Genomic DNA, 25,830 nt, shown 5'->3' on the forward strand with positions numbered 1-25,830 from the left:
CGGATCGCGTTGCGTGCGCTGGTCTTCATGAGAAATCCGGAGACAAGATCCAGGGGTGAAACGCCGGCCTCGGCAAGTTCGGGCTCGACCGTCCGCAGGACGCGGACCATTTCCGCTTCCATTCTTCTGAACGCCTCGATGACGGTGTGACCCGCCGGCGTCAGCGTCGCGCCGCCCCCGGCGCGCCCGCCCGCGCGGCTGACCAGCAACGGTTTGCCGAAAAGGTTGGCCATCGCGTCGAGGCCATCCCACGCCGCCTTGTAGGTGATGCCGATCGCCCTTGCGCCGGCGGAAATGCTGCCCTCGCGCGCGACCGCCTCGAGCAGTTTCAACCGCTCGCGCCCGACGGCCGGAACGTTCTCGCTTTTCAGGGTGACCAGCGCTTCAATCGCCATCCAAGCCCGCCCGTACGCTATATAGATATAATATATAGCGTACGTTATATAGCGCAGGTTACACCGTAACGAAAGCGCCATTGCAGGCCGGCGTTCGTCTCAGATAACTCTCGGAAAAGTCACGGAGTTGGGCCGGGCTGCGGCATTCGGCGGCTGACAAGCGCCACAGGCATCCGAAAAGCACTCCGGTGATCCCGGCAGCTTGCTTCGAAATCGACGGCCTATTGATTGATCCAAACAGGAAACGGGCCGGAACGATTGTTCCGCCCCGTTCTGCGGCATCAGATCGCTACGCGGAACTAACTCAGACCTGACGCGCGCCGGTGTGGATGATCGTGCCGACGTGCTCGCCGCGCAGCGCCGCGGTGAGCCGACCCGGTACGAGCCCGTTCACGACCTGCACGTGCTCGATGTGGCGCGCGGTCGCGATCACATCGACGAACGCCCTGTCGACCGGCAGCGTGCCCTTGATTTTTGTGAGGTCGGCGACGCTCGTCTCGCGAAGCAGTTGCGCCTTCTTTCCGTCGGGACCGTTGGGGTCGGCGGTATACACGCCATCGACGTCCTCCACGATCGTGAGGCCGGCCGCTCCGAGCGCGTCGGCGAGCAGGAACGCGCCGGTGTCCGCCCGGTGAGGCGGAATCCGAGAGCCCGGAAATTCGTGGTGGTGATAGGGAGGAAAGGCGCTTCCCACGACCGCGCGGGCCGCGGAAAGGTGGATCGCCAACTGGTTGGCGATGGTCGGGTGCTCGACATAGGAGACGCTTTCCGGGGCGAGCAGCGACGCCAGAATGTGACCGTTCTGTCCGGCCTCCGTCGCGGCGAGCGGGGCGAGCGACCCGACCGGCAGGCCGAGATCGAGGCCCACGCCATAGACATGGCGGGCGCGGATGCCGGCGCCGGTCAGGATCAGCAGACGGTGCTCCGGCAACAGTTTCCGGATTTCGTCCACGATCGGGAGGATCGCGTCCCGGCCGCGATCCATGATGGAGCGGCCGCCGATCTTCACCACCTGAAGCCAGGGCAGGAGCCGGATCGGTCGCTTGCCGGCGACGGGATCGGTGAGTTCGCTGTCGAGCAGGGTCTGGCGCGCGAGCGGCGAAGCGACGTGTTTGATATTGTTGGTCGTGTTGGCCATGACGATCCCTCTTAGCTCGCGGTGATGATGGTGCCGACGTGCTCACCGGCAAGCGCACGGGTCAGATTGCCGGGCACGAGGCCGTTCACAACCTGCACCTGCCGGACATGGCGTGCGGATTCGAGCAGGTCGAGCATCCGGAATTCAAGGATCGAGTCGTGAAGTCCCTTGGCCTTCATTTCGGCCACGGAGATCTTCGGGATCAGGGTGGCGTCCTTCGAGGTCTTCGGGTTGGCCGTGTAGAGGCCGTCCTCATCCTTCACGAAGATCATCGCCTTGCAGCCGAACTGTTCGGCGACAAGGAAGCACCCGGCGTCGGTCCGGTAGGGAGGGATGACACCCTCGGCGGCAGGCCGCATCCAGAGACCGTAAGGCGGCATGCCACTGAAGACGACGCCGTTTACCTCGGCGAGGTAGAGCGGCACGGCCGAAAGGCCGGCGCCGTCGACCGCCGATATTCCGTACTTCGCAAGAAGCTGCCCCAGCATCACGGCGTTCTGATTGGCGACCGCGGCTCCAAGTTGCGACAGCACGCCCGCCGGCAAGCCGAGCCCGGCCGCGACCGAGTAAAGATGGCGGGCGCGGGTCCCCGCGCCGGTCCCGATCAGCAGTTTGTGGTTCTTGCGGGCGGCGACGATCTCGTCCACGAGCGGATAAACCGCCGCGCGGCCGCGGTCGATGACGCTTTGTCCGCCGATCTTGAGAACCGTGGCGTCAGGCAGGATCCGAAAGTCCGCCGAAGCCTCCACCGCAGCCAGAAGCTGCGGATCGGTCAGCGAACGCTGTGTGAGGAGCGCTTCGAGCTCCGCGGTTGTGTTGGCCATTGGGACCTTCCTTTCGTCGTCTCGTTCGTTCTGTTCGACAGCAACCTATCAATGCCGCTCGTTTCGAGTGCTCGCGTGGAACGGGCTTTTGCTCAGCGGATCGATAACAGACGCAAATCCAGCGGATCGCCTGGCGGCGTTCCGTCCTGTCGGCAAACATTGGTATGTGCACCGCAGCATGTCAACCCGGACAAACAGATAAATTCCTTTATTTTCAAAGCGTTATGTAGGTCGTGGTGATAGCGTCGCGGGCTGAAGGTCCGGAATCAGCGGCAATGCCGGTCTGTTCACGCGGACCGCTCGTCGTCACGCAGGATGCGTCCGATGGTCTTGCGCAAGCAGCGGCGACACGCTCATCCGGCGGCGCGAGCCGTGTCGTTCAGGCCGGAAATAAAGGCGCGGATCGCCTGTTCGACCTCTTGCGGGACCTCGGCGTTGTAGGGTCCCTTGAGCTGAATGAGCTTGTAAAGCGGTCCCTTGCTGGAGGGCAATTGAAGAAACTCGCCAGAGGCCAGCAAAAAGCCCGACTTGCCGATCTCGAAGGTCGCGACCCGCCGTCCGTCCTTGCGCACCGAGAAAATCCGGCTGAACCCTCGGATGACATTTCCCGCGTAGCTCGCGACGCAATGATGCATATCCGCGCCCTCGGCGTGAAGCGCCGCGCCGGTCTGCAGCGCGACCATTTCGTAGCCTTCGATCGTCGCGCTGCCCGGCAGATCGCCGTAGTCGATCACCTCGTCCCACTCCATTTTGTGGGTGAGGAAATACGCCTTCTCGCTGCTCGCTCGCGCGAGTTCGTCGTGCCATTCGAGCGCGGCCCGGAAAGCACGTTGATAGCTCCACCGCCGATTGAAGGTGTCGATATGGATCGCCGCGTAATCTGCAACGGCAGAGGCCTGATCCAGCGTGCCGCCGGCCTCCACATGATGGCCCATCGCGCATACCGCCCAGTCAAAAAGAGCCCTGGCGCTCTGCTCGCGGCGATCCATGGTCTCGGACCATTCATCGAGCGCGCGCAGCCAGGTGTGCTGCTGGCGGATCGATGTTGGGATCGCCTGCGCCAGCGGTGACGGTGGAACGTCGCACAAATTCTGAACAACCTGATATTCGGCCGGGCCGGCCCGGAACGCTTCTCCCCGGAGCGCCCGTAACGGCCGGACGAGTCCGTAGCATTTCAAGAGATCGCGCAGTTTCGGACGATCATGGATGGCCGCCTGCCAATTCCGCAGCACGAATTCCCGTTCCATTGGCCGGAAGCATTCCATGCCCTGCGCCGCCGCCACGACAAGGACGGGCGCCTGTCTCAAATAGTCGATCGCGAAAGGTTCAACCGCGACCATCATCAAGGCCGCGATCGCCAGTGGCTTGACCGGGAACATCTCCTCGACCTGACGCGCGCTGAGTGGGACCCACGGTTCGTTCAGCAGGACACCCTTCGCCGCAAGCTCCGGAGCCAGCCATTGCAGCAGGCTTTTCTGTCCATCATCCTTCATGCAAGGACCTGAGTGTTGCGATCGGGCGGTTTCATGGCGATGCCCGTCGCAACCTCCCAGCATACCCGACCCACCGCAGCCACGCTAATGCCTATCTTCGACCGCGGCGCGGGGACCACCGCGACTCCGCAGGCGTTCAGGACCGGAGATGCACACACTCCATTTAAAAATATTTTCGTGCACCGAAAAGTACTTATATACTCGATAGCCCGATCAACTGCGCCCCGTCCCGGCCGAATCTCCTGGCGAGCGCCAGGACGCGGCGTCGACCAGAAGCGCGTCGCGGGAGCGGAAAAACGTCCAACGATTGCAACTGTGAAAAACCGCAGCGTCCGCAACTGCCCGGCGGGAATCAGCAGCACTGAGAAGCGGTGATGGCGATGTCCGCGCTCCCGGACGATACGCCGGCATGGCCGACGAACGCGCGGCCATGCTCGAAACCGGCCACCACATCCGCTCAGGTTTTTCCAGCCGGCCGGCGCTGAGAGGGCCGGAATGGCGAGCATTCGGACGCGAAATCGGCAGAGCCTGGATGGACAGTCACCTCAGCGACAGATTTTCCGCGCTCACCTTGCCGCGCGTCTTGTCCGTCCTGGCTTCGAATGAGACCTTCTGGCCTTCTCCGAGACTGCTGAGCCCGGCGCGCTGAACGGCGCTGATGTGGACGAACACGTCATTGCCGCCGCCATCGGGCTGAATAAATCCAAACCCTTTTGGCTGTTGAACCACTTCACTGTGCCTGTCGACATTCTCTTCTCCGGATCGTCGCAAACAAGAACCCGCGCCCGAGGCGCATCCTCGTCGTATTCATTTGCATATATCGAAACGTAAAGCGGGCATAGCTAAATTTTCATGTCGTCGACCCGCCCGGCCCCCGCAACGGAGAGGGAAGGAGATATGACGCCAATCCGGATTTGCCTCAATTCACCAGCACCGCGCCGTCGCAGCGAATGCCGGAGATCCAGACATCGGCCTGCCCGATGCCGATGCCAAGCGTCGCGAGCACAGAGGCCAGCACCTGATCGATCGACGCCGTGGCACCGCCGATGATTCCGGTCACGGCCGGCCCGAGGCCGGGTATCGGCAGGCCGAGCGGCCCGACATTGACCTTGAGCGAGAGATCGCCGAGCAGGCTTGCGGTCAGCGACGAGGTGAAATCGGTGGTGGTCACGGTCTTCTTCGTCTGGGCGGCGATGTCGGCATAGCTGAAAGACACCGGCGTCGGCGCGGTGTTGCCCATGCCGGCATGAGCGCGGCCGGTCACGGTGACCGCGCCGAGATTGACCAGCGTCGCGTGACCCGGATCGGGCTTGCTGGTGAAGTTGGTCATCTCAGCCGCCGACACGTTACCGATCCAGGCATCGACCACGCCGGGCGTAACGCCAAGGGTGACGGTCGACGACGTCACGTCGGGGCGGCCGCAACTCACGCCATCGAGTGTTGCAGTCCCGGACGCGACCTCGACATAAAGCGGCAGATTGACCGCCGGCACCGCTCCGCTGCCGAGCAGCTTGATCGTCACCAGAACCCGCGTCTGCGCGGTATGCACGCTTGCGCCTTCGGTCCCCACCGTCATCCAGCTTTTGCCTTGCGGATGCTCGCCGATGGTCGCCGTCACCGAGACGGCGGCGATGCCGGGCAGGCCGAGATTGACGGACGCCGCGATCTGGTTGGCGCCGTTGGCGATCGCGCCCGTCGCTGACAGCAGGTCGAACACCGAGACGCTGGCGCCGGTTTTCGGCTGTGAGCCGACCGTCATCGCCGAATAGAGACCGACGTCGATCAGCGACCCCGGTGCGATGGTGGTGGTCAGCCCGGCAAGCGCCTGCGAGATGTTCGACAGCGCCGCGGTCGCCGCGTTCAGGCCGTTCGCCGCCTGCTGCGCGCTCAACATCGCCGCCGCGATGTCTGCGACCTTCACGTTGCCCGACAGCACGGAGTCGTAGGTGCCGCCGGTCAGGTCGAGCCGCGTCGCCAGCGCGTTCAGGAAATCGAAGGCGTCGATATGGGCATCGATCAGCGCCTGATAGTCCATCACCGACAAAGACAGCGTCGTTCCCAGCATGCGGCCGAGCACGGCGTTAAGCAGGCCGCCGTCCAGCGCGAGCAGGCGCGAGCCGATCGCGAACGACGCCATCGCGGTGCTTGCCGCGGTGGCGCGGGTGGTGACGTCGAAGTCGTTGGTCCCGGTGAACACGCGCGCGAAGTAAAGCGGGGTCTGCGTGCGCAGCGTCACCCGTGCCGCGTTGGCGACCCCGGTCGCGGGAGTCGCAAAGCGCGCCTGCGGCGCGAGCGCGGCGTTGGGGGTATAGTTGCCGAGTTCGACCGAGACCAGCGCGCTCGTCGGATAACCGTTGGCCGCCACCGTGGCGGCCGCGGCGCTGGCGGCCTTGGAGATGTTGCCGGCCGCGACGATGGCCGCGAGGTCGGCCGCGCTCTGCGACTTGCGGCGATCGGCATAGATCGAGCCGATATCGACGCCGAGCGCGGCGCAGCCCAGCACCAGCACCATGCATCCGGCGCCCATGATCGCGAAGTTGCCGCGCGTATCCGAGACAAAGCGCCGAAGCAGGTTTGGCATCGCACGTCTCCTCAAAAGCCGCCGAAGGGGATCGCCGCCGAGCGGACGATGGTGGTCGGCGGCGACGGCACGAAGGGCAGCGCCAGAAGGAAGTTTCCGGAGGCGTCGTAGTTGACGGTGACCACGAAAACGTCGCTGCCTGACGTTGCCGCGCTTACCGACAGACGGGCCGGCTGCAAAAGCGGATACGAGCCGGCATTCGCGGTGATGTAGCTTTCGGCGAGACTCGCCCGCTCCGCCTCGCTCAGGCCGGCGACCGAGCAGCGCGCCGCTTCCGCGGCGAGCTGCTGCACGCCGTGCACCATCGTGAAGTAGGAGCCGAACACGACGATGCCGAACACCAGCACCAGGAACAGCGGCAGCAACATCGCGAACTCGACCGCCGACGCGCCGCGTGCGCAGCGCGCGAGCCGGCGCAATCTGGATAAAACGGAGAGTTTGCCGAGGAGCATCATGCAATAGACTAAGCCATACAACCATTAAGTGTGTATGAATGAACTTATATACTAAAGGTAGTATATGTCTGCGCGGACGTCCGCCTGCCCCGGAGCCGCCATGGCCGAACGCGTGCCGCCGGCGAGCTTCCGACACAATTCACGCAACGTCCGGGCGCACATGGGCTCGATGCGGCAAACCGCATTTCGCAGCCTTGCGAAAAGGGGGTAGGCTGCCGCTGAACATGCCGAGACGAAAAGAAGAGGCCTCCGATGCTAGACAAGAGCCCTGCCCCGCCCGCGCCGAACGATCTGGCTGCGTTCTGGATGCCGTTCACCGCCAACCGCGCCTTCAAGGCGGCGCCCAGGCTGATCGCCGGCGCCAAGGGCATGCACTATTTCTCAACCGACGGCCGCAAGATCATCGACGGCGCCGCGGGCATGTGGTGCTGCAATGCGGGTCACGGCCGCGCGGAAATCGCGTCGGCGATCGGCAAGCAGGCCGAAGCGCTGGACTTCGCGCCGCCGTTCCAGTTCGGCATTCCGCAGGCGTTCGAGCTTGCCAACCGCATCGCCGCGCTCGCGCCGAACGGGCTCGATCACGTGTTCTTCTGCAATTCGGGATCGGAGGCCGCGGACACCGCGCTGAAGGTTGCGCTGGCCTATCACCAGATCAACGGCCAGGGCAGCCGCATCCGCCTGATCGGCCGCGAGCGCGGCTATCACGGCGTCGGCTTCGGCGGCACCTCGGTCGGCGGTATCGTCAGCAACCGCAAGATGTTCGGCACACTGCTCACCGGCGTCGACCATCTGCAATCCACCTACGATCGCGAGAAGCAGGCCTTCAGCAAGGGCGAGCCTGATTACGGCGCGCATTTCGCCGACGAACTGGAGCGCCTCGTCAGCCTGCACGGCGCCAACACCATCGCCGCCGTGATCGTCGAGCCGATGGCGGGATCGACCGGTGTGCTGCCGGCGCCCAAGGGCTATCTCAAGCGGCTGCGCGAGATCACCGAAAGGCACGGCATCCTGCTGATCTTCGACGAGGTCATCACCGGCTTCGGCCGGCTCGGCTACGCATTCGCCGCTGAACGCTACGGCGTGCTGCCGGACATGATCACCTTCGCCAAGGGGATCACCAACGGCGCGGCTCCGATGGGCGGCGTGCTGGTGCGCGACACCATCCACGACGCCTTCATGTCCGGCCCGCCCAACGCGGTGGAACTGTTCCACGGCTATACCTATTCGGCGCACCCGCTGGCCTGCGCCGCCGGCCTCGCCACCCTCGACATCTATCGCGACGAAAAGCTGTTCGAGCGCGCCAGGGCACTCGAGCCGACATTCGCCGACGCGGTGATGAGCCTGCGCAGCGAGCCCAACGTGGTCGATATCCGCACCGTCGGAATCACGGCAGGCATCGATCTTGCCCCCAACGGCAACGGCCCGGGCGACCGCGGCTTCGCGGCGCTGAGAAGCGGCTTCCATGACCACGACGTGATGATGCGGATCGCCGGCGACACGCTGGCGCTGACCCCGCCGCTGATCGCCAGCGACGACCAGATCGGCGAGATCATCGACAAGGTCGCCAGGGTGATTCGCGCGGTCGCCTGAGCGTCTGGTCCGATTCCGGCGGAAACGGTAGAAGACTGCTCGCCGAATCACCGATAATGATAGTGTGACGGTCCGAAAGCGCCGGGAATCGTCCGGCGGCGGGAGCTTTTTCGCGCCAGATGATCCGCATGTCCACGATTTTCGTCGCCATCTGCATGGTGCTGGTCTCCGGCTCGCTCGGCGTCGCGCTCTATTCGCTGACCAGCCTGCGCCCGTCGGAAGCCGCCGTCGTGGCGCTGGCGGCCCTGACCTTCCTCATTCTCTACAACGCTGTCGCCATGCGGATGCGCGACCGCAGCGACGTCGACGGCCAGATCGCCGATCTGTCGCACGGCATCGCCGACCTCGCCCGCCAGGTCACTGAATTCGGACGCCGCCTCGCAGCCGCCGAGAGCAAGGTGGCTTCGGCCAGTTCCGCCTCGCACGACCGCGTTCAATCGGGGCTTCAATCCGCGCTCGGGGAAATCAGCGAGCTTGGCGGGCTGGTCAGGCAGCTCGCCGCCTCGGTCGCCGCTCATGAGGACATCCTGGTGTCGCTGCCGGCAGCCGGCCCGCCTCCGATGCCCGAGCCCCCACCCCCGGTTCGGGTTGCGGCGCCCGCGCCTGCTCCCGTCCGGCCGGCCGCGGCGAGCCCTGCACCGAACCGCAATGACGCGCCGATACTGACCACGATCAGGAGCGCCATCGAGGGCAACAATGTCGATATCTTCCTGCAGCCCATCGTCACGCTTCCGCAGCGCAAGACGCGCTATTACGAAGCGGTGACGCGGCTGCGCGATGCCCACGGCACATTCGTGGCGGCCAGCGATTTCATCCCCGCCGCCGAAGCGGCCGGCCTGATGGGACGCATCGATAACATGGTGGTGGTGCGCTGCATGGAGGTGTTGCGCCGGCTGCAAATGCGCAACAAGGACGCCAGCCTGTTCTGCAACCTCGCCGCGGCGACGCTCGGCAACCGCGCCGCATTCGGGCAGTGTCTCGATTTTCTCGAAGCCAATCGCGCGCTGGCGCCTTCGCTGATCCTCGAATTCAGGCACAGCACGCTGCGCAACCTCGGCCTCACCGAAAGCGAGCACCTCGCCGCGCTGGCGCAGCGCGGCTACAGGTTCTCCATCGACCATGTGACCGACCTGCGCATCGAGCCGCGCGAACTGGCCGACCGCGGCGTCCGCTTCATCAAGGTGCCGGCATCGCTCCTCCTCGACCCGCATCAGACATCGGCCTCCGACATCCATCCGGCCGACATCTCCGATCTGCTCGGACGATTCGGCATCGACCTGATCGCGGAGAGGATCGAGGACGAGCGCGCGGTGGTCGACCTGCTCGACTACGACATCCGCTTCGGTCAGGGTGTTCTGTTCGCCGCGCCGCGACCACTGCGCCCGGACGCAGCCACAGACACGGCCGACAAGCCGAGGATCGGCGCCATCAAGCCCGACCATCCGACCCGCCTGACCGGCGCCGCCGCACTGGCGCGCCGCGCCGGCAGCGTGGCCTAAAGAGTATCCAAGCGCAATGACGGCCCTTCGTTTCGTCGACCATCTGCGGGACCTCGCGACCGGCAGGGATGTCGTGCTGAGCGACATCTGGGGCGTCGTCCACAACGGCCTCGTGTCCTTTCCCGAAGCCTGCGCGGCGCTGAAAACCTTCCGCGACAAGGGCGGCACCGTCATTCTCATCACCAACGCGCCGCGTCCCGCCGAGGCGGTGCAGCGGCAGTTGCGCAAATTCGGCGTCCCCGACAATAGCTATGACGCCATCACGTCATCCGGCGATCTGGCGCGTTGCTACGTCGCCGAGCATCCTGACAAGGCTGTCTACTGGCTCGGTCCGGAGCGCGACAGTTCCATCCACAGCGGCCTCGATCCCGTATTCGCCCCGATCGAGCGCGCTAACTACATCATCTGCACCGGTCCGTTCGATGACGAGACCGAAACGGCGGAGGACTATCGCGCCTTGATGATGCAGGCGCGCGAACGCAGGCTGCCGCTGATCTGCGCCAACCCCGATATCGTCGTCGAAAGCGGAGACCGTCTGCTTTATTGCGCCGGCGCGATTGCCGAACTCTATCGCGAACTCGGCGGCGAGGTAATTTTTTACGGCAAGCCGCACCGGCCGATCTACGAACGCGCCATGGCGCTGGCGCGGGAACGGCGCGGCGAGGACACGCCACTGAACCGGGTGCTCGCCATCGGCGATTCCGTGCGCACGGACCTGATGGGCGCCCACGCCTTCGGCATCGACCTACTGTTCCTGACGCGCGGCATCCATTCCGAGGAATTCGCCGGCGTCGAACAACTCGATCCGGCCTCGGTCAAGGAATTGTTCGGCCATCCGCCGCTGGCGCTGATGCGCGAACTGAAGTGGTGAGGCTCACGTCTGACAGTGAGCGCTGCCCCCTCACCCGGCACTGCGTGCCGACCTCTCCCCATCGGGGACAGGTAAAGAAGATCGACATTCCGATTCCATCAGGCCGTGAACGACTCTAAGACGTGGATGCCCGTGACAAGCACGGGCATGACTGAAGACATCTCGTCAGCAGACATCGAAACGACGTCAGCTCGAAGAGCGTCAGCGATTACGCCGGAACGCTGTCGGGAAACACCGCTTCGATCTTGTTCTTCAGCGTCGCCGCGTTGAACGGCTTGACGATGTAGTTGTTCACGCCGGCCTTCTTGGCTGCGATCACGTTCTCGGTCTTCGACTCCGCCGTGATCATGATGAACGGCGTCATCGCGAGATTAGCGTCGGCGCGGACTTCCTTGAGCAGGTCGTAGCCGGTCATCGGCTCCATGTTCCAGTCGGAGATCACGAGGCCGTATTTCTTGGTGCGCATCTTGTTCAGCGCCGCCGAACCGTCGCTGGCGTCGTCGATGTTCTCGAACCCAAGCTGCTTGAGAAGATTCCGGATGATGCGGATCATGGTGTTGTAATCGTCCACCACAAGTACCGACATCGACAAGTCTACTGCCATTTTGAACCCCCTGCACGCCACATTCTATGTGTGCCGAAATCGTCAAAGGCCCGCCTGTGCGGGCCATCCTGGGAGCATGCCGGAATTCGCCGGTCCTGCCCCCGCGGGTCGGCTCGCCTTCCTACTCCCCAGCCCTTAAACAGCGCGTTAATCCGGGAAGGGATGCCGGGCCCGTACTCCGAAAAGGCTGGCCGGCGCGCTTGACTTCAACCGCCTCCCCACCCATCAACGAAACGGTAATGACCTCCCGATTTGCCATCATCCGCGACACCACGCCTGCCGCCGCTGCGATTCCCAAGGGTTCGGTGGTGGCGATGGGCAATTTCGACGGCGTGCATCTCGGCCACCGCGCGGTGATCGCGGCGGCACTCCGAATGTCGCGCGCCCGTGGGAAGCCGGCTTTTGCCGTCACCTTCGAGCCGCACCCGCGAAAGTTTTTCAGCCCCAACACCCCGCAATTCCGCCTGACCGACGAGACCAACAAGCTGCGGCTGCTGGCGGGAACGGGCCTCGCCGGGGCCGTGGTCATGACTTTCGACGCCGCACGAGCCGGCACCACGGCGCAGGATTTCATTCACCATGATCTGATCGACCGCCTCGGCATCAGCGGCATCGCCGTCGGTTACGATTTCCATTTCGGCAAAGGCCGGGTCGGTTCGCCCAGCCTTTTGGCGAGCGAGGCGACGCGCTTCGGCATCGAGGTCGACGTGCAGCCCCATATCGACATCGATGAGCGGCCCGTGTCATCCAGCGCGATCCGCATGGCGCTGGCGGAAGGCCAGATCGCGGATGCTACCGCCATGCTCGGCGGACCGTGGTTCGTGACCGGCGAGGTGATCCACGGCGACAAGCGCGGCGCGGGGCTCGGTTATCCCACCGCCAATATCCGCCTCGACAAGGATTGCGGGCTCAGGCACGGCGTCTATGCCGTGAGGGTGGGACGCGGCCAGGGAAAGGATCAGCGGCGCTTCGACGGCGTGGCGAGTTTCGGCCGCCGACCGACCTTCGACAACGGCGCGCCGCTGCTTGAAGTGTTCCTGTTCGACTTCAAGGGCGACCTCTACGGCACCACGCTGGACGTGGCCTTCATCGGTTTCATTCGCGAGGAATTGAAATTCGACAGCGTCGAGACGCTGGTTCGCCGGATGGACAGCGATGCCGACATCGCACGGGCCATACTCGCGGCCGCGCCCGACGCGTTCCCGAAGCTGGGAGAGATCGGATGAGTCGCGCTTCCTCCCTCTCCCCTTGCGGGAGAGGGTGCTGAGCGGCGGAGCCGCGAAGCGGGTGAGGGGGCAGATGCTGGGTCGGATAAACAACCCCTCACCCGGCTCAGTTTCGCTACGCTCACCTCGCCACCCTCTCCCGCAAGGGGAGAGGGAAGAAAGAGCTGCCAAACCGGGTTTCCCCTTCCCGCCAAAACACGCTATTCACCCGCCATGACCGAAAAGCTGAAAAAGTCCAACGCCCCTGACTATTCCAAAACCCTCTACCTGCCGCAGACGGAATTTCCGATGCGCGCCGGACTGCCGCAGCGCGAGCCGGAGACCCTCAAACGCTGGAACGAGATCGATCTTTACGGGCAGCTCCGCGAGCGCGCGAAGGGGCGGCCGAAATTCGTGCTGCATGACGGCCCGCCTTACGCCAACGGGCATATCCATATCGGCCATGCGCTGAACAAGATCCTCAAGGACGTCGTGACCAAAAGCCAGCAGATGCTGGGGCACGATTCCAATTACGTGCCGGGCTGGGACTGCCACGGCCTACCGATCGAATGGAAGATCGAGGAGGAGAACTACCGCTCCAAGGGCAAGGCGAAGCCGAACTTCAAGGAGCCGGCCGCGATGGTCGCGTTCCGCAAGGAATGCCGCGCCTACGCCGAGCACTGGCTGAACGTCCAACGCGAGGAGTTCAAGCGGCTCGGCATCATCGGCGACTGGGACCATCCCTACGCCACCATGACCTATCCTGCCGAGGCGCAGATCGCGCGCGAACTGATGAAGTTCGCCGCCAACGGCACGCTCTATCGCGGCTCCAAGCCGGTGATGTGGAGCGTGGTCGAGAAGACCGCGCTCGCGGAGGCCGAGGTCGAGTACGAGGACCACACCTCGGATACCGTCTGGGTGAAATTTCCGGTGACCTCGCCGGCGCACGGCGTGCTGGCGCAGGCGAGCGTTGTGATCTGGACCACGACGCCGTGGACGCTGCCGGGCAATCGCGCCATCAGCTTCTCGAACAAGATCGCCTACGGCCTTTACAAGGTCACCGATGCACCTGCCGACAACTGGGCCAAGACCGGCGATCTTCTGATCCTGGCTGACAATCTCGCCGCCGACGTCTTCAAGCAGGCGCGCGTCACGGCCTACGAGAAGATCCGCGACATTCCCGCCGATACGCTGGATGCGGTGGAGTGCGCGCACCCGTTGAACGGCCTGTCCGGCGGCTACGACTTCACCGTGCCGCTGCTGGCAGGCGATCACGTCACCGACGATACCGGCACCGGCTTCGTCCACACCGCGCCGGGACACGGCCGCGAGGACTTCGACATCTGGACGGCGAATGCGCGCGAGCTTGAGGCGCGCGGCATCACGACCGCGATCCCCTACACCGTCGACGAGAACGGCGCGCTCACCGCGCAGGCTCCGGGCTTTACGGGCAAGCGCGTGCTCACCGACAAGGGCGAGAAGGGCGACGCCAACGACGCCGTCATCAAGGCGCTGGTCGAGCGCAACATGCTGCTGGCGCGCGGGCGTTTGAAACACCAGTACCCGCATTCGTGGCGCTCGAAGAAGCCGGTGATCTTCCGCAATACGCCGCAGTGGTTCATCGCGATGGACAGGGATATTCTGAACGCTCCGGCCAAAGCCGGAGCTACGGATATCGCGGACCACGGCAAGGCAAAGCCCGGCGACACCTTGCGCGCCCGCGCGCTGCAAGCGATCAGCGTGACGCAATGGGTGCCGCCGCAAGGACAGAACCGCATCACCGGCATGATCGCCAACCGGCCGGACTGGGTGATCTCGCGCCAGCGCGCCTGGGGCGTGCCGATCGCGGTATTCGTGCGCGAAAAGGGCGACGGCTCCGCCGAAATCCTGATCGACGAGGCCGTCAACAAGCGCATCACCGACGCCTTCGAGAAGGAAGGCGCCGATGCCTGGTACACCGAGGGTGCGCGCGAACGCTTCCTCGGCTCACGTGCCAATGAGGACTGGCAGAAAGTCGACGACATCCTCGACGTCTGGTTCGACTCCGGCTCCACCCACGCCTTCGTGCTGGAAGATCCCGTGCATTTCCCCGGCCTCGCCGGCATCAAGCGCAAGGTCGATGGCGGTCGCGATACCGTGATGTATCTGGAAGGCAGCGACCAGCATCGCGGCTGGTTTCACTCCTCGCTCCTGGAAAGCTGCGGCACGCGGGGCCGCGCGCCTTACGACGTGGTGCTGACGCACGGCTTCACGCTCGACGAGAACGGCCGCAAGATGTCGAAGTCGCTCGGCAATACGGTCGATCCGCAGAAGGTCATCAAGGAGTCCGGCGCCGACATCCTGCGGCTGTGGGTCTGCGCCACGGACTACGCCGACGACCAGCGCATCGGCGCGGAAATCCTCAAGAACACCATTGAGACCTACCGCAAGCTGCGCAACACCATCCGCTGGATGCTCGGCACGCTGCATCACTTCGAGCGCGGCGACGCGGTCGCGTTCGCCGACATGCCCGAACTGGAACGCCTGATGCTGCACCAGTTGGCGGCGCAGAGCGAAGTGGTGCGCAAGGCCTACGCGGATTTCGATTACAAGGTCGTGATCGCCAGTCTCGCGGCCTTCATGAACACCGAACTCTCGGCGTTCTATTTCGATATCCGCAAAGACACGCTGTATTGCGATCCGCCGTCATCGGCGGCGCGCAAGGCGGCGCTCACCGTGATCGATACGCTTTGCGACGCGATCCTGAAATGGCTGGCGCCGGTGCTGTCGTTCACGACAGAGGAAGCGTGGCGGCTGTATCGCCCGGACGCGGAGCCGTCGGTGCACCTGACGACGTTTCCCGAGAGTTTCGACAATTTCCGCGACGACGCCCTGGCCGCGAAGTGGGAGACCATCCGCGCCGTGCGCAGCGTCGTCACCGGCGCACTGGAACTTGAACGCGCCGCCAAGCGGATCGGCTCCTCGCTGGAAGCCTCGCCGATCGTCTATGTCGCCGACCGCGCCATGCTGGCGACATTGTTCGACGTCGACCTCGCCGAGGTCTGCATCACCTCGAACTATGAGGTGCGGGAGGGCGACGCGCCGGCTGACGCGTTCCGTCTGCCGAGCGTGCAGGGCGTCGCCGTGGTGGTCGAGAAAGCCGAGGGCATCAAGTGCGCCCGGTCGTGGAAGATCCTGCCGACCGTCGGCGACGACAAGGAGTATCCCGACGTGTCACCGCGGGACGCGCAGGCGCTTCGCGAATGGAAGGCGCTGGGGGTGACTGCGTAATCTATTTCGTCGTCATTCTGTCTTTGTCGTCCGTGTTCAATTAAACGGCAACGCGTCTACAAGCACTTTCGTCGCCTCTGCGAACGCAGGGACCCATAACCCCAGGCATCAAATAAAATTGACCAACGCAGTCAAATCGCAACCACTCGGCATATGGGGCCCGGCCTTGGCGGGAACGACGCGGCATGTGGAGGCAGGCGCAGCCCCTCCTCCTTCGTCTTCGTTTCGCGAACGCACCTTCTCCCAAGCGGGGAGAAGGACAAGAGCGGCCGGCGCATGACCCCTCCTCTCCGTTCAGGCATCATCGCAGCCGCCCTCGCGCTGATCCTCGATCAGGCCTCGAAGCTGTGGCTGCTTTACGTGTTCGATATCGGTCATCGCGGCGCAGTCAACGTTACGCCGTTCTTCGACCTGGTGCTGGCCTGGAATACTGGCATCAGCTACGGCTGGTTCCAGACCGACAGTCCGGTGGGCGCGGCGATCCTGCTCGCGGTCAAGGCGGTTGCGGTGGTGCTGCTGGCGATCTGGATGGCGCGCTCAAACACCCGCACGGCGACAATTGGTCTCGGCCTCATCATCGGCGGCGCCATCGGCAACGCCATCGACCGCTTCGCCTATGGTGCAGTGGTGGATTTCGCGCTGTTTCACGTTCAGTTCGCGGGAAAAACCTATGGCTGGTACGTATTCAACATCGCCGACGTGGCGATCGTTGCCGGGGTGATAGCCCTGTTGTATGATTCCTTCTTCGGAACACCCGCCGCAAAAGCGCCCTGATCCCGGACGATAGGGATGGCCCGGAGCGCAGGCGGTCTCCGGCCCGCGGTCCTTCGAAAATACTGAACAGGATGAACGCGATGCGCAAAACCGGACGGAATGATCGTGATGTGCCCGAGGCTCGGGGGACGTGGCTGCGCGGCGTTCGTTTCGCCGTCGCCGCCGCAAGCATCGCCATCGTGTTGTCCTCCGGCATGGCCCGCGCCCAGGACGACGATGACGACGCCACTTTCGAGGAGAAAATCATCCACAACCTGATGAGCGGCATCGGCGGGACCAACATGGACAACAAGGGCATCGACTATCGCGAGCGGTCGCCGCTGGTGATTCCGCCCAAGATCGATCTGCCCCCGCCAGGCTCCGCCGCGACCGAAATCAGAGACCCGAACTGGCCGAAGGATCCCGACGTCGAGCGCCACAAGGAGTTGGTTGCCGCTCGCAAGCAACGCAAGCCCACCTCCGAGGAAGGCGGTCGCTCGATCCTGCCCAGCAAGCTCGCAACGCACGGTTCCGGCACCACACAGCGGGCTGACACCGATCAGCCAGGCAAGCCGCAGAACGACAACCCGTCGCTCAGCCCCTCTCAACTCGGTTTTTCGGGCAAGTTCCTCAGCTTCTTCGGCGGCAACAAGCCGCAGACCGCAACGTTCACGGGCGAACCGGAACGGGAACAGCTGACGCAGCCTCCGGCCGGATATCAGACCCCATCGCCGAACTACGCTTACGGCACCGGACCGAAGGAAGTGCTCGGCAATACGTATATGGATATCAACACCGGCAAGGAACGCAAAAACTGACGGGGGCGACCGGCAGCACGAACGAACCGGGCTGAGGTTTCCTGCCCGGATCGCTTGGCACGATACGGATCGGCATACGGATCTGCTGCGGCAGTCATCAAGACCTGACGGCGCCGCGACCCAATGATTGGCTCCAGCACAAGGACTGACGGCAATCCGTGACGCTCCCATAGCTTGCCGCCGGTGCAAACCATGACAGCATTACCCCGACTGACAGCCCGCGTTTCCACGGCGCTGGCCCTGTGCCTTGCATTCCTGTTTGCCTTCGGGGCATCCCAGGCGCAGACCGTCACCGCGCAGCCTCCGGCCACCTTCACCCTGCCGAACGGACTCGCGGTCGTCATCATTCCCGATCACCGGACGCCCGTGGTCACGCAGATGATCTGGTACAAGGTCGGCTCGGCGGACGAAACGCCGGGCAAATCGGGGCTCGCGCATTTCCTTGAGCACCTGATGTTCAAGGGCACCGCCAAACATCCGGCCGGCGAGTTCTCCCAGACAGTGCTGCGCGTTGGCGGCGAGGAGAACGCCTTCACCTACTTCGACTACACCGGCTACTACCAGCGCGTGCCGCGCGACCAACTCGCGACGATGATGGCGTTCGAGGCCGACCGCATGACCGGCCTGGTGCTGAAGGACGAAAACGTGCTGCCCGAGCGCGACGTGGTGCTCGAGGAATACAACATGCGCGTGGCCAACAATCCCGATGCGCGGCTGACGGAACAGATCATGGCGGCGCTGTACCTCAATCATCCCTATGGGCGCCCGGTGATCGGCTGGCGCCACGAGATCGAGAAGCTCACCCGCAAGGACGCGCTTGCCTTCTACAAACGGTTCTATGCGCCGAACAACGCGACGCTGGTGATTGCCGGCGACGTGGACGCGCAGAAAATCCGGCCAGAGATCGAAAAGACATTCGGTCAGGTGCCCCCGCAGCCCGCGATTCCGCCGGTTCGCATCCGTCCGCAGGAACCGCTGCCGGTGGCGTCGCGGACGGTCACGCTCGCGGATCCTCGCGTCGAACAGCCGATGCTGCGGCGTTATTATCTCGTGCCGGCCGCGACCACCGCCGCAACCGGTGAAAGTCCGGCGCTGGATGTGCTTGCGCGACTGATGGGCGAAGGCAGCAACGCGTATCTTTATCGCGCGCTGGTGGTCGACAAGCCGCTCGCCGTCAACACCAACGCATCCTATCAGGGCACCATGGTCGATCCGACCCAGTTCACGATCGCGGTCGCGCCAAAGCCGGGCGTCAGTTTCGCCGCCGTCGAGCAGGCCATCGACGGCGTGATCGCACATCTCGCCGCCAACCCCGTTCCGGCTGAAGACCTCGAGCGCGTGAAGACGCAGTTAATCGCGCAGGCGGTCTATGCCCAGGACAGTCAGACGACGCTGGCGCGCTGGTACGGCGCGGGCATGACCGTGGGATTGAGCGTCGACGAAATCAGAACCTGGCCCGACCGTATCCGCGCGGTCACTGCCGCGCAGGTTCGCGAGGCCGCGCAAAGGTGGCTGGTCAAGACGCGCTCGGTGACGGGCTATCTGATCAAGGACACCACGCCGGCGCACGAGGAGAAGCGGTCGTGAGACGCACCCGGATCGGCGCGGCGCGCCGCCTGCTCGCCGCCATATGCTTCGCGGTGACGTCCCTCATGACCGTTCCCGCTTTCGCGACGACGAAAATCCAGCATCTGGTGACGCCAGGAGGCATTGAGGCCTGGTTCGTTCAGGATGCGACCGTTCCGCTGGTCGCGATGGAATATGCATTCGCGGGCGGCGCGGCGCAGGATCCGGCCGACAAGCCGGGCGTCGGCTACATGGTCGCAAGCCTGCTCGACGAAGGCGCCGCCGATCTCGACTCCAAGACCTTCCGTGAAAGGCTCGACCGCCACGCCATCGAACTGAGTTTCAGCATCGAACGCGACCGCTTCCGCGGCTCGTTGCGGATGCTCAAGGAGCACAGCGGCGAGGCATTCGACCTGCTGCATCTCGCCCTCACCTCCCCGCGCTTCGACGCTGACGACGTCGAGCGCATCCGATCGCAGATCATATCGGAGCTGCGCCGCAACTCCACCAACCCCAACGCACTTGCCGGCCGCAATTTCCTCAAGCTCGCATTCGACGATCACCCTTACGGCCGGCCGTCGCACGGCACCCTCGAAAGCATTCCACCGATCACGACCGACGACCTCAGGATCTACGTGCGCCACGTGCTGGCGAGGGACGGGCTGAAGATCGCAGTCGTCGGCGACATCGAGCCGGCCGCTCTCGCAAAGCTGCTGGATCAGACCTTCGGAGGACTGCCGGCGAAAGGCGACCTCACGCCTGTTGCCGACGTCGTCGCCACCAAGCCGCCGCAACGTACATTCGTTCCGCTCGACGTGCCGCAGACCGTGGTCATGTTCGGCGGCCCCGGCGTCAAGCGTCACGATCCGGATTTCATGGCCGCCTACATCGACAACCATATTCTCGGCGGCGGTTCGCTGTCGTCCCGTCTCTACCGCGAGGTTCGCGAAAAGCGCGGCCTCGCTTATTCCGTCTCGCAATCGCTGTTGTGGATGGATCACTCGGCGCTGTTCGCCGGCACAACGGGCACCCGCGCCGACCGCGCCGGCGAGAGCATCGATGCGATCAACAACGTCATCCAGCGCTTCGCCGAAGATGGGCCAACCCAGAAGGAGCTGGACGAGGCCAAATCCTACCTGAAGGGATCGCAGATGCTGGAGCTTGATACCTCCTCGAAGCTCGCCACCGGCCTGCTGCAATACCAGACGGACAATTTGCCGATCGACTACATCGAGAAGCGCAATTCCATCGTCGAGGCCGTCACCCTCGATCAGGCGAAAGCGGTTGCAAAGCGGCTGTGGGGGCACGGGCTCCTGACCGTGGTCGTGGGACGCGCGCAGGCGGCGACGCAACCGGCGGCAGCCCAGCCGGGGGCGACCGCCCGACCAGGGGCGGCCCAGCCCGCGCCGCACCCGGCCGCACACTGACGCACGCACATCGGTTAAGGTGCTCGGTCTGATTCCCCCCGCGAGGGGGAACAAAACAGTGAGTGCCACAGTGCGGATCACCCGCGATATCGCGATCGACGACGACGACATCGAGATCAGTTTCGTCCGCGCCTCAGGTCCGGGTGGCCAGAACGTCAATAAGCTCGCCACCGCCGCTCAATTGCGCTTCGACACCCGCCGCCTGACGCTCGCCCCGGACGTGGCGACGCGGCTCGCGAGTCTCGCCGGGCAGCGGATGACGAGGGACGGCGTAATCGTGATCCATGCCCAGCGCTTCCGCACCCAGGAACGCAACCGCACCGACGCCATCGATCGCCTGATCGATTTGCTGCGCAAAGCCGCGATCCGCCCCACGCTGCGCCGACCCACGAAACCAACGCTCGGCTCGAAACAGCGCCGCCTCGACAGCAAGAAACGCCGGAGCAACGTCAAGGCGAAGCGCGGTGCGGCACGTTACGACGATTGAGGCGGGACTCCGTCCCGTGAACAGCGGGGAGAGCGTTCGGCCGCCCTCCCCTGAATCGGCAAAACCGCCTAGATTGCCGGACCAATCGCGAGTCGCCTGCCATATGCCCGTCCGCCAGCTTCCCGAAACCGTCGTCAACCGGATCGCGGCCGGCGAGGTGGTCGAACGCCCGGCAAGCGTGGTGAAGGAACTGGTCGAGAACGCCATCGATGCCGGCGCGGGTCGCATCGACATCTTCACCGATGGCGGCGGGCGGCGGCGGATCGGCATCACCGACGACGGCGGCGGAATGACGCGCGGCGACCTCGCGCTGGCGGTGGACCGCCACGCCACCTCGAAGCTCGACGACGAGGACCTGCTGCGCATCCGGACGCTGGGCTTTCGCGGCGAAGCGCTGCCCTCGATCGGTGCGGTCGCGAAGCTTGCCATCACCACGCGCCACGCCGGCGAGCCGCATGCATGGTCGCTCAGCGTCGAGGGTGGACGGAAATCCGCGATCGCACCGGCGGCGCTGACGCAAGGCACGCGCGTCGAGGTCGGCGACCTGTTTTTTGCGACGCCCGCGCGGCTGAAATTCCTCAAGACCGACCGTACTGAGGCTGAGGCGATCCGCGAGGTGGTGCGACGGCTGGCAATGGCGCGCCCCGATATCGCTTTCACGCTCGCCGGCGAAGGGCGTGCGCCGGTGACGTGGACGGCGGCGCTGCCGGGTGCGGCCGGACAATTGACGCGGCTCGGCGACATTCTCGGCGCGGACTTCCGCGGCTGCGCCATCGCGGTGCGCGCCGAACGCGACGGCGTGATCGTGGATGGCTTCGCCGCCGCGCCGTCGCTGACGCGCGCCAACGCGCTCGGCCAGTATCTGTTCGTCAACGGTCGCCCGGTCCGCGACAAGCTGATCCTGGGCGCGGTGCGAGCGGCCTATTCCGATTACCTGCCGCGCGACCGCCATCCGGTGGTGGCGCTGTTCGTCACGACCGAGCCGCAGGAGGTCGACGCCAATGTCCACCCCGCCAAGACGGAGGTGCGCTTCCGCAATGCCGGGCTGGTGCGGGCTTTGATCGTGCATGCGCTGAAGGACGCACTCGCGCGCGAGGGCCGCCGCACGGCGGCGAACAGCGACGGCGCGGTGCTCACTGCATTTCGTCCCGCGGCGGCTGCCCGCCCGGCCAACTGGGACTGGCGGCAATCGCCCGCCTCGCCTCCCGGTCCGCGGCCATGGTCCGGCGGCACGGCCGCGACCGCTTTGGCCGAGCGCGGACAGGCCGCGTTCGACGTCGGCGCGCCCAGTGCGGACGTGCGATTCAACGCCCCTCCCGCGGTTGACCTGCTCGACCGGCCGCTCGGCGCGGCGCGCACGCAGATTCACGAAACCTATATCGTGTCGCAGACCCGTGACGGTCTTATCGTGGTGGACCAGCATGCCGCGCATGAGCGCATCGTCTATGAAAAGTTGAAGGCGGCGCTGGAGCGCGACGGCGTGCAGCGGCAGATTCTTCTGATTCCCGACATCGTCGAACTGGACGAGGCGACCGTCGAAAAGCTGCTCGATCGCGCGCGCGAACTGGAAAAATTCGGTCTCGCCATCGAATCCTTCGGACCCGGCGCGGTCGCCGTGCGCGAGACGCCGTCGCTGCTCGGCAAGACGGATGCAGCGGCGCTGTTGCGCGATCTCGCCGAGCACATGGCCGAGTGGGACGAGGCGCTGCCGCTGGAACGGCGGCTGATGCATGTCGCGGCAACGATGGCGTGTCACGGCTCGGTGCGCGCCGGACGAATCCTCAAGCCTGAGGAAATGAACGCGCTGCTGCGCGACATGGAAGCGACGCCCAATTCAGGCCAGTGCAATCACGGCCGTCCGACCTATGTTGAACTAAAGCTGGCCGACATCGAGAAGCTGTTCGGTCGGCGATGAGCGGTCTCATGGCAGCGGCAATAGCGCCCCGAAGAACGGCACCGCTTCCGCTCGCCTGTAACCTTTCGAAGGACAGCTTCGCTGTCGCTCTCTGGTCGTACGAACACCAACCGTGGAAGCTCAAAACAGCTTGACGACATCCACGGTGGACGTCCGGCGCAGCAGAGGCCGGACATTCTGATTCAACCAGTCTCGTCATGATTCAATTTGTATTGAGATGAAAACGCAGCCGGGTCGGTCCGGCGAACGAGATTTCATCGCCCTGCCGCTCCCAGGTGCCCGCAGCGGAGAGCGCCGCGACCAGATCGTCATCGGCTTTGGCTGTCTCCGGCGAACAGGAACGGTCTTCCAGCGGACCGGCCGCGAAGATCACGGTGTTGCCGGCAACCGAAAACTGACCCTTGCCGCCCTTGCACCACAGCTCAAACCGGGCCTCGCCGCTGTCGCCGATCTCCAGCGACGGCACCCGCTTCGAGCCGGGCTGGGGCGGCGCATCGAGCGTCATCTCAAGGCCGAAGGGAAACCCGTCCTGCGCCGACGCCGGCCATGCACCCATGCTTCCGATCGCGGCCGCAGCCGCGATGACACCGGACCGGAAGCCGAACCTTGCAGCCATCTGCCCTCGTTGAATAGTGATCGCGATTATCGCATCTGCGCCGTTCTACCGCGTGGATCAGCCGAGGTGAAGCCTGCTGTGGGACTCAAATTCCACCCGCGGCATTATGATCGCTTCGGCGACCCATCGCCCCTCGGGGAAAGAGCGCTCACTATTTCACGCCGGCCATCGCGGTCAGGTCAGCCGACAACTTGGCGATGAAAGCCGCGCCGCACCAGTTGGAACCCCCACCTCCCGGATTGATGCTCGTAAAGCTACTATTGAGCGGCGCAGCGAAGTCCGACGTGAATGCGTTGCAGTCTCCCTTCGACAGGTCGCTGCCGGAGTAGCGCAGATCCAGCGTAAACACCTTGTAGGTGAGGCCCACGCCGATGTTCCAGGCGTTGTAATCGGCATACTTGATGCCATTCGGAAACGGACCTGCGTAACCGGCCGCGGCAATGCCGGTGCCGTAAAATGAATCCGACGTTCCGAGCCATTGGCGGCCAAACTCGCCCGACACGTACATGCCGACGCCGCTCGCTCCGAACACGGCGGCGGGCGCGGTATACCTGGCGGTGATCGAGGCGTAGTTGCCCCACGCGCCGGTGTTGAGGAAATTTGGGGAATAGTATTCGTTCAGGCCGACCGCCCAGTTGTCGCTGACGGTGTAGGTCACCTTGGCGAAGCCTTCGAAGAAGCTCACGTCCTTCTTCATGACGTTGCCGTTGGGAAGGACGTTGGCCGCGCATTCCGCACTGAGAGAACGGCCTGCCGTATCGGTCGGAGCGCCGTAGTAGCAGGTGCCGCCCGGATAGAGATAACCCCAGACGCCGAAGTCGAAGGCAAAGGCGCCGAAAGTCGGTCGGATGCCGCCGTAAATATCGACCTCCGCCGCCGCGCGGTTGGCGAAGGAAATGCTCTCGACCGCAGAGCCGACGTAAAGCTGCAGGTCCTTGCCGAGGTTATAGCGAGGCTCGAAATAAGCGGTGACTGACGGCTTGTGGTTGGACTGCGTCACGCCGCGGAACACGTAGTCGCTCACCACGCCGGCGCCGAAGGCGATGTCCCATGGATCGAACGCGACCGGAGGCGGTGCCTTATAGGCTTTCACCGCCATGTCCGCCGCCGGCGCCGAACCTGCCGTCACCGCCAGCGCCGCTGCCGCCAGAATCATTGTCTTCATGACGAACCCCATCCGCCGGAAAGCTGCCCCAAGTTTCGAAGGCACAAGGCAAGCGATGCCTGCCGCAAACGATCCCGTTGGCTGGAGCCTGTTCGCTCCTGACGGAATCAGAAGCGAGGCTCCACGATTTTGTTTCGACGCGTTTTCTTCACGCGAACCGGTATCCATCCTCGGATCGATTCCGAGGTCCGAGGACGTGCTTCGCTCGAAGGCGCTATATAGTCTGGGACCTGGACCAGAGACCGGGAAGCCGAAATAGCAAGCAATTTGCTGCCTATTTGTGCGTTCCCGCCTGTTTGCAGCGCGTTTGTTCGCAGGCGTCCCTTGTCTCGCCGCAAGAGATTACAAGGGGGTGCTGCGCGAGCGGAGACGCCTCAGCTTTCCGCCGAGCACGTCATGCCGCCACTGACGCCCGCTCCGCCGGGCGACGGGCGAATTCCGAAAACAGGACTTTTACATACAGAAAGGGCCGCAGCGGCGACGCTGCGACCCGGCTCAAATCAGGTTCGCCAGTATTCCCCCTGGATTCCGAAGTTCGCACCAAAGGTCGCCACACGACATGCGAACATCGGAATCGGGACGCTCAGCTTTTCGAGCGAAGCATGTCCTCGGCCTGGTCCCCGCCTGACGGAATCAGAACGAGGCTCTAGTTACCCTCCCCCGTCGAACCCGCCCCATAGGAATGATCCGTCGAGGACGAGGACGAAACCGTGGGCTCGGGCATGGCCCAGCTCGAGGTGAGCGTGGACGCTGTGGACGCAGGCCGCGCGGCGCGTTTGGCTGCGGCTTTTTTCGTCGAAGCCCTGCGCTTGGCCGCCGGCTTTCTTGCGGATGTCGCCGCCGACTTCCTGGCGGTTTTCCTCGGAGACTTCTTTGCGGACTTCCTGGCGGCTTTCTTCACAGCCTTCTTGGCGGTTTTCTTGGCCGATTTTTTAGCCGATTTTTTGGTCGATTTCTTCTTCGCCGCCTTCTTTCCCGAAGCCGTCCGCGCCGACTTCTTCACGGCTTTCTTGGCGGACTTCTTCGCCGATTTTGTCTTCGCCGCTACGGCCTTCTTCTTGCCCTTCTTGGCCTTAACGCTCTTCGCCTTCCTGGATTTCTTAGCCATCGTGGTCCTCCTGTTGCCGGCGATCAATTCAATCCTGGCCGGGGGCCGCC

At 64.4% G+C, this 25,830-nt stretch carries 20 protein-coding genes and 2 pseudogenes; 12 read left to right on the forward strand and 10 right to left on the reverse strand.

Translation table 11 applies throughout. From position 1 onward, the window contains the following. The 7 genes and pseudogenes from BGO16_RS03335 to BGO16_RS03365 all read right to left on the reverse strand — a co-directional run. Positions 1-395, reverse strand: a 395-nt coding sequence (locus BGO16_RS03335; protein WP_292617185.1) for a LysR family transcriptional regulator, incomplete at its 3' end; no start/stop codon positions are given. Between the two features lie 304 nt (positions 396-699). After that, positions 700-1,533: a molybdenum storage protein subunit alpha gene (locus BGO16_RS03340; RefSeq protein ID WP_292617186.1), complete on the reverse strand. Its 834-nt coding sequence runs from the start codon at positions 1,531-1,533 to the stop codon at positions 700-702. Positions 1,534-1,544: 11 nt separating this feature from the next. Next, complete coding sequence (locus BGO16_RS03345) at positions 1,545-2,357, reverse strand: uridine kinase (RefSeq protein WP_292617187.1); 813 nt, start codon at positions 2,355-2,357, stop codon at positions 1,545-1,547. A gap of 353 nt (positions 2,358-2,710) precedes the next feature. After that, complete coding sequence (locus tag BGO16_RS03350; protein WP_292617188.1) at positions 2,711-3,850, reverse strand: PcfJ domain-containing protein; 1,140 nt, start codon at positions 3,848-3,850, stop codon at positions 2,711-2,713. A gap of 540 nt (positions 3,851-4,390) precedes the next feature. Beyond that, a pseudogene (locus tag BGO16_RS03355) lies at positions 4,391-4,599 on the reverse strand (cold-shock protein). Positions 4,600-4,769: 170 nt separating this feature from the next. Beyond that, positions 4,770-6,431 carry a pilus assembly protein TadG-related protein gene (locus BGO16_RS03360; protein WP_292617189.1) on the reverse strand — a complete coding sequence of 554 codons (1,662 nt, stop codon included), beginning with the start codon at positions 6,429-6,431 and terminating at the stop codon, positions 4,770-4,772. An 11-nt stretch (positions 6,432-6,442) separates the two neighbouring features. Beyond that, positions 6,443-6,883: a TadE/TadG family type IV pilus assembly protein gene (locus tag BGO16_RS03365; RefSeq protein WP_292617204.1), complete on the reverse strand. Its 441-nt coding sequence runs from the start codon at positions 6,881-6,883 to the stop codon at positions 6,443-6,445. Positions 6,884-7,138: 255 nt separating this feature from the next. Between BGO16_RS03365 and BGO16_RS03370 the strand changes: the two genes are divergently transcribed. The 3 genes from BGO16_RS03370 to BGO16_RS03380 all read left to right on the forward strand — a co-directional run bounded on the left by BGO16_RS03370 (position 7,139) and on the right by BGO16_RS03380 (position 10,846). Further along, entirely contained in the window at positions 7,139-8,476 is a 1,338-nt protein-coding gene (locus BGO16_RS03370; RefSeq protein ID WP_292617190.1) for an aspartate aminotransferase family protein, read from the forward strand. Between the two features lie 119 nt (positions 8,477-8,595). Continuing rightward, the gene (locus tag BGO16_RS03375; protein WP_292617191.1) at positions 8,596-9,975 is read left to right on the forward strand and encodes an EAL domain-containing protein; all 1,380 of its coding nucleotides are present in this window, start codon (positions 8,596-8,598) and stop codon (positions 9,973-9,975) included. A 16-nt stretch (positions 9,976-9,991) separates the two neighbouring features. Beyond that, positions 9,992-10,846: a TIGR01459 family HAD-type hydrolase gene (locus tag BGO16_RS03380; protein WP_292617192.1), complete on the forward strand. Its 855-nt coding sequence runs from the start codon at positions 9,992-9,994 to the stop codon at positions 10,844-10,846. A gap of 208 nt (positions 10,847-11,054) precedes the next feature. Here BGO16_RS03380 and BGO16_RS03385 read toward each other — a convergent pair whose 3' ends face one another. Then, on the reverse strand, positions 11,055-11,450 hold the full coding sequence (locus BGO16_RS03385) for a response regulator (RefSeq protein WP_292617193.1): 396 nt from the start codon (positions 11,448-11,450) through the stop codon (positions 11,055-11,057). 239 nt (positions 11,451-11,689) lie between these two features. On the opposite strand from BGO16_RS03385, the gene BGO16_RS03390 reads away from it, so the two are divergent. The 8 genes from BGO16_RS03390 (at position 11,690) to mutL (ending at position 22,891) form a co-directional block, all read left to right on the forward strand. Next, the gene (locus BGO16_RS03390; RefSeq protein ID WP_292617194.1) at positions 11,690-12,676 is read left to right on the forward strand and encodes a bifunctional riboflavin kinase/FAD synthetase; all 987 of its coding nucleotides are present in this window, start codon (positions 11,690-11,692) and stop codon (positions 12,674-12,676) included. A gap of 213 nt (positions 12,677-12,889) precedes the next feature. Beyond that, positions 12,890-15,925: an isoleucine--tRNA ligase gene (gene ileS, locus BGO16_RS03395; protein WP_292617195.1), complete on the forward strand. Its 3,036-nt coding sequence runs from the start codon at positions 12,890-12,892 to the stop codon at positions 15,923-15,925. Positions 15,926-16,201: 276 nt separating this feature from the next. Then, positions 16,202-16,699, forward strand: coding sequence for a signal peptidase II (lspA, locus tag BGO16_RS03400; RefSeq protein WP_292617196.1), 498 nt, complete (start codon positions 16,202-16,204; stop codon positions 16,697-16,699). Between the two features lie 80 nt (positions 16,700-16,779). Further along, positions 16,780-17,496, forward strand: a complete 717-nt coding sequence (locus BGO16_RS03405) for a hypothetical protein (RefSeq protein ID WP_292617197.1) — start codon at positions 16,780-16,782, stop codon at positions 17,494-17,496. A gap of 192 nt (positions 17,497-17,688) precedes the next feature. After that, entirely contained in the window at positions 17,689-19,083 is a 1,395-nt protein-coding gene (locus BGO16_RS03410; RefSeq protein WP_292617198.1) for a pitrilysin family protein, read from the forward strand. After that, on the forward strand, positions 19,080-20,489 hold the full coding sequence (locus BGO16_RS03415) for a pitrilysin family protein (RefSeq protein ID WP_292617199.1): 1,410 nt from the start codon (positions 19,080-19,082) through the stop codon (positions 20,487-20,489). The genes BGO16_RS03410 and BGO16_RS03415 overlap by 4 nt, the downstream gene beginning before the upstream one ends. A 58-nt stretch (positions 20,490-20,547) precedes the next feature. Next, positions 20,548-20,976: an alternative ribosome rescue aminoacyl-tRNA hydrolase ArfB gene (arfB, locus tag BGO16_RS03420; protein ID WP_292617200.1), complete on the forward strand. Its 429-nt coding sequence runs from the start codon at positions 20,548-20,550 to the stop codon at positions 20,974-20,976. A gap of 103 nt (positions 20,977-21,079) precedes the next feature. Further along, positions 21,080-22,891: a DNA mismatch repair endonuclease MutL gene (mutL, locus tag BGO16_RS03425; protein ID WP_292617201.1), complete on the forward strand. Its 1,812-nt coding sequence runs from the start codon at positions 21,080-21,082 to the stop codon at positions 22,889-22,891. A gap of 202 nt (positions 22,892-23,093) precedes the next feature. On the opposite strand, the gene BGO16_RS03430 is transcribed toward mutL, so the two are convergent. Further along, a complete protein-coding gene (locus BGO16_RS03430; protein ID WP_292617202.1) occupies positions 23,094-23,507 on the reverse strand; it encodes an META domain-containing protein in 414 nt (137 codons plus the stop codon). A gap of 151 nt (positions 23,508-23,658) precedes the next feature. After that, positions 23,659-24,672, reverse strand: coding sequence for a TorF family putative porin (locus tag BGO16_RS03435; RefSeq protein WP_292617203.1), 1,014 nt, complete (start codon positions 24,670-24,672; stop codon positions 23,659-23,661). A gap of 722 nt (positions 24,673-25,394) precedes the next feature. Between BGO16_RS03435 and BGO16_RS03440 the strand changes: the two are divergent. Then, positions 25,395-25,830, forward strand: a pseudogene (locus tag BGO16_RS03440) (hypothetical protein); the annotation flags it as partial.

It is taken from the genome of Nitrobacter sp. 62-23 (assembly GCF_001897285.1).
Taxonomy (GTDB): Bacteria; Pseudomonadota; Alphaproteobacteria; order Rhizobiales; family Xanthobacteraceae; genus Nitrobacter.